This window comes from Parasphingorhabdus sp. (assembly GCF_036963705.1).
Lineage (GTDB): Bacteria > Pseudomonadota > Alphaproteobacteria > Sphingomonadales > Sphingomonadaceae > Parasphingorhabdus.
Genome location: NZ_JBALUT010000115.1, coordinates 1 through 5,092, shown reverse-complemented (window position 1 = coordinate 5,092; position 5,092 = coordinate 1). Strand labels below are relative to the sequence as shown.

Annotated in this window: 4 protein-coding genes; 3 read left to right on the top strand and 1 reads right to left on the bottom strand. The window is 53.8% G+C overall.

Features of this window, described 5'->3' with window-relative positions; all coding sequences use genetic code 11:
- Positions 1 to 288: 288 nt before the first annotated feature.
- The 3 genes from V7680_RS14885 (at position 289) to V7680_RS14875 (ending at position 3,128) form a co-directional block, all read left to right on the top strand.
- Positions 289 to 1,023: a phosphatidylserine decarboxylase gene (locus V7680_RS14885; RefSeq protein ID WP_335654048.1), complete on the top strand. Its 735-nt coding sequence runs from the start codon at positions 289 to 291 to the stop codon at positions 1,021 to 1,023.
- A gap of 37 nt (positions 1,024 to 1,060) precedes the next feature.
- The gene (locus tag V7680_RS14880) at positions 1,061 to 1,855 is read left to right on the top strand and encodes a CDP-alcohol phosphatidyltransferase family protein (protein ID WP_335654047.1); all 795 of its coding nucleotides are present in this window, start codon (positions 1,061 to 1,063) and stop codon (positions 1,853 to 1,855) included.
- Positions 1,856 to 2,345: 490 nt separating this feature from the next.
- Positions 2,346 to 3,128 carry a DUF2189 domain-containing protein gene (locus tag V7680_RS14875; protein ID WP_335654046.1) on the top strand — a complete coding sequence of 261 codons (783 nt, stop codon included), beginning with the start codon at positions 2,346 to 2,348 and terminating at the stop codon, positions 3,126 to 3,128.
- 81 nt (positions 3,129 to 3,209) lie between these two features.
- On the opposite strand, the gene V7680_RS14870 is transcribed toward V7680_RS14875, so the two are convergent.
- A complete protein-coding gene (locus tag V7680_RS14870) occupies positions 3,210 to 4,745 on the bottom strand; it encodes a class I adenylate-forming enzyme family protein (protein WP_335654045.1) in 1,536 nt (511 codons plus the stop codon).
- Positions 4,746 to 5,092 lie beyond the last annotated feature (347 nt).

The following is a 5,092-nucleotide window of genomic DNA, read 5'->3' as shown; positions in this document are numbered from 1 at the left end:
GTCGAGATAAGGTTCAATCAACCGTTCGCGAATCCATTGCCAGATGATCCGTGTCATTTCGTCGCCGTCAATTTCGACGACCGGGTTTTTGACCTTTATTTTCGACATATCGCTTAGACTTTCCTGAAACGGGAGCAAAAGGGAGGAATAGATGTTGCGAGCCTCTTAGCAAAGATTGTCATTTGTTCAACCTCGAGTTGTGGGCGGTAGTGCGAAACCCCAATGATCAATTCCCGATAAATCAACGGGAGTGTTGTCAGATTAATGGGCCGTCTCTAAGTAGCGTCCATGGCAATTGAGAAATATTCAAACAAAGGTCTGGGGGAAGCCAAGTGGGCTTTTCCCCCGATCCATCCTGAAGGCCGCAAATTTGCGGTCATCGCTGGGCTTATCACTGCGTTTTTTGCAGTCATGGCATGGGAAACCCTGGCCTGGCCGATGGCGGGTATCACCATCTGGGTATTGGCGTTTTTCCGCGATCCCAAGCGGGTTACGCCGCTAGACGAGAAATATATTGTCGCGCCCGCCGATGGTCTCGTGAATCTGATCATGCCGGTCAAGCCACCGATAGAATTGCAGGGCGAAGGCGGCCTTGGCGATGAAGAGCTGATTCGGGTCTCGATATTCATGAGCGTGTTCGATGTTCACATCAACCGGACACCCATCGAAGGCATAGTGAAGCGGCAGGCTTATATTTCCGGCAAATTTCTGAACGCTGACCTGGACAAGGCTAGCGAAGAAAATGAACGGCAGCATTTTCTGGTTGAGCGCAATGACGGCCTGAAGGTCGGTTTTACGCAAATTGCGGGCCTGGTCGCCCGCCGCATCATGGCTTTCGTCAAGGAAGGTGATTTTGTCGCCGTTGGACAGCGAATCGGTCTGATTCGATTCGGCAGTCGCGTCGATGTCTATTTGCCCAAAGGGACGGAGCCCAATGTTGTTCTTGGTCAACGGACGATCGCCGGGGAAACCGTGATCGCGATCAACGGACAGATGAAAGAGATTGAAGGCGTTGGTCAATGACTGGCCGACTGACCGACGTTCGATTGCAGGAATATTGATGGCTGACAAAGGCTCCTTGAAAAGGCCCGAGAGAGGCATCCCGTTGAGAGCATTTGTTCCCAATGCCGTGACCGCGCTCGCGCTTTGCGTGGGTCTTAGCAGTGTCCGATTCGCCTATATGGACAATTGGGTACTGGCCGCCGCAGCGATTGTCCTGGCTGGCATATTGGATGGTCTCGATGGCCGCATTGCCCGGCTGTTAAATGCACAGAGCCGTTTTGGCGCGGAACTTGACTCGCTGTCGGATGTCATCGCCTTTGGTGTCTCGCCGGCGCTGGTCATGTTTTTCTGGTCGACTCAATATATGCCGCAATTTGGATGGGTATTGGCGCTGACCATGGCAGTCGGTTGTGCGCTCAGACTGGCCCGTTTCAACGCGCTGATCGATGATGAAGACCAGCCCCACAAGTCAGCCGGCTTCCTGACCGGTATTCCGGCGCCAGTTGGCGCTGGCTTGGCCATGTTGCCGCTATATTTGTGGTTGATAACCGACCAGGAAATCTTCCGCCACTACGCGCTGGTCTCTCCCTGGATCGTGATCATCGCTTTCCTGATGATTTCCAACACCGCGACCTACAGCTGGTCTTCTCTGCGTCTGCGCAAGAATATCAGGCTGGAAGGAATAGCTGTGATCGGACTTCTCGGCGTTGCTCTGATTAGCGCGCCCTGGATCATGCTGACGGCGATCAGTGTCGCCTATCTGTTGATGATCCCGTTCAGCGTCAGGAGCTATGCGAAAGTCAAGCGGCTGCGCGCAGCGGAGCGGACTGCAGCGAGCGGTGCTGGTTCATAAGCTGCGGTGCTTTGACGATCCGGTGGCGATATGCCGCCGGCCGTAAAACTACTTCGGACCGATCGGCCTTCAACTCGCTCTGAACAACGCTCACGATCTTGTCTCTATATTGAAAGAACATCATTGCGATAACGGTCGCTGCGCCGAACAAGGCGAGCGCGAAAAAAGTTGAGATTGCGATACTTAGCATTTCAAAATTCCATTCGTTCTATCAATGAACTCTTAATGTTCCATTTCTGTTCTCATTGTCAAGAGCTATTTGGAACATGTTGAAGATACGCGTGAGAATCAAAAAGGTTACAGCACCGGAGATCTGGGTGGGGTTGCAGAGATTGAAGCTGAACCCACCAAGCGGGCGTAGTGGTAGAATGATTCTCAAATCTCGGTGTTCAGTCCACCGTGCGCTCTGGAGCCGGTTCGCAGTAAAACTTGATGTAATGCATGGTTTGTTGCAATCTCCGGTGATATTTCCGCAAGGGGAGGGGATGTCATGAACAAGGGTGAACAAGCTCGGATCACACCCGCAGTGGTCGCAAGCGATCTCACGGTCAGCGATCTTCGTGCTGCGCTTGCAGCGGGTTGGGCTGATTTCAAGGCATGTCCGGCATTCGGGCTATTTTTCGCGGCAATCTATGTCATCGCCGGAATGTTCATCTATTTCGCGCTTTTTGTTAGGGGCGAGATCGCCTGGCTGGTCCCGGCTGCAGCGGGCTTTCCCCTTTTGGCGCCATTTGTGGCCGTGGGACTTTATGAAGTGAGCCGCCGCCGCGAAGCCGCTCTGCCGATGAGCTGGCGTGCGGTCCTCGGAGCATTGCGCGGGCGCGGCGACGAACAGATATTGAGTATGGGGGTTATCCTGTTCGTCGGATTCGGTTTCTGGATCATGGTCGCACACGGCATATTTGCAATTTTCCTGGCAGAATCCGGCATAGGATCCGAGTCCATGGAATTGTTCCGTACCGGCGCAGGCATGATGATGTTGCTGGTCGGCAGCATCGCCGGCGCGCTGATGGCGCTGGCATTTTATGCGATCACGGTCGTTAGTCTGCCGATGCTGGTTGATCGTCAGGTCGACTTTATCACGGCAATCATTGCCAGCTTGGCAACAGTGCGGTCAAACAAGTCGGTATTGCTGATCTGGGCAGCTATGATTGCAGTCGCCCTGTTTGTCGCCATGATCCCGCTTTTCTTGGGGCTTCTCATTGTGCTGCCGGTACTCGGGCACGCAACCTGGCATTTATATCGTCGTTCGGTTGGCGAAGTTGACGGTTAAAGCTCGGCAGTTATAGCAGAGCGGGCCAGGCGACCAGAGCAGCCCGGCGTTGCTGCCGAGCACAGAGCTATGTGAGAGGCGCTATCTCAATATTTCATGTTCGCCAGCTTCAAAGGCTTCTTGAAGCTTGAACTTCTGGATTTTGCCAGAGCCGGTAAGCGGCCAGTCGGTCACGCTTATCCAATATGCAGGCGTTTTTTGAGGTGATAGCCGTTCACGAACGAAGCCCTTCAAATCATTGGCGAGCAAAGGCGTATTGGAGCTGTTGCGGAAAAAACACGCGACTTGTTCCCCCCATTTTTCGTCCGGGATGCCGACAACCGCGACTTCATCAATCGCCTCATGTTCCAGCATGACATTCTCAATTTCGGCGGGAAATAGGTTTTCGCCGCCGCGAATGATCATTTCTTTGACCCTGCCGGTGATTTTGACATAACCACGAGCGTCCATTCGCCCGAGGTCGCCAGTGTGCAGCCAATTTTCGCTGTCGATTGCTGCTGCGGTCGCCTCCGGATTGTCGTTATAACCTAGCATGATGCTATAGGCCCGCGCGCAAATTTCACCTTGCTCTCCAACAGGCAGAACTTTGTTTGTGTTGGGGTCGCGGATAGAAATTTCGCAATGGTCAGCCGGCTGACCAATGGTTTCGGTCAAGTCCTCCAGCGTATCTTCAAACCAGGCCTGTGTCAGCACTGGCGATGTTTCGGTCTGGCCGTAAACAATCTGGATCGGTGCGCCGAATACGGCTTTGGCATCGCGGCAAAGCTGGGGCGCGACCATTGCGCCGCCCGACATTATTCGTTGCGTCGAGGAAACGTCGCGGCCCGAACGTCTTATTTCTTCGATCAAGGCGACCAACATCGTTGGCACGCCGAGCAGGAATGTGGACCGTTCTCGCTCAATCACTTGTGCGATTATAGCCGGATCAAACATGGGTGCGAGCAACATCGTGCCGCCCGTGCCTAGACCACCAAGAACAAGGATGCCACAACCTGTCGTATGGAATAACGGCATTTGGTGGATGAAAATGTCGCCGCTTTTCATTCCGGCACGGGTCATCGTATCAATGCCATTCCGCACGAGTCCGTTATGATGCAGCAACGCGCCTTTCGGGAAGCCGGTGGTGCCCGAGGTATATTGAATCTGCACAGCGTCGCCGGGCTTTGGATCGCGCAGCGCTCCGATGTTCTCGCCAGCATAAAGTGCGTCATGGTCAGTCAACAGGATACGATGCACGATTGCCGGTATATCCTCGCAAACCGCGTCGGCAATTTCTTGCATCGGATTGCCGCGGAAGTCGGCCACGTAATAGATCGCTTCGGAATGTGACTGTTCCAGAACATATTTCAGTTCACGTTTTTGATAGGCCGGATTGACGGTTACGAGCGTAACTCCTGCAAGACCGCATGCGAGTTCCAACAGCACCCATTCCGGAACGTTATTGGCGTAAACGGCGATGCGAGAGCCTTCGGCATGACGACTGGCGAGTGCCCGAGCAAGGCGCTCTGTATCGGTCAGCAGTTCTGCATAGGTCCAGGTGCGGGCGATCTCGCCTTCATAAGTCAGTTCTTTCAGGGCGAACTGATCCGGGGTGGCCGCCACCGATCGACGTAACATATCGCCAATCGTCATCGGGGTCGGCTCCGGTCCGCCTTGTGCTGGAAAATACGATTCCGTAAGTTCAACTTTATGCATCGATCTCTCTCCGATAGGCGTGAAGCAAGCCTGCGCGCTTTATCGCACCCTGCATGACACAGGGAATAATCCAACGCCATATTTTTAGCGGAGATGCTTGGTCAGGAGGATGATATATGTCTGCTACGGCGCTCGAAGACGGGTATGAGGAAATGCAATCGTCCCGATCATATCACTGTCGGTAAGATAATCGGGGCTGATTGCGCGCTTACCCGTCGTTGTCCAATTTATGGTTGCATTCTGCTTCGCTTCACCTTAACGGCACGCTC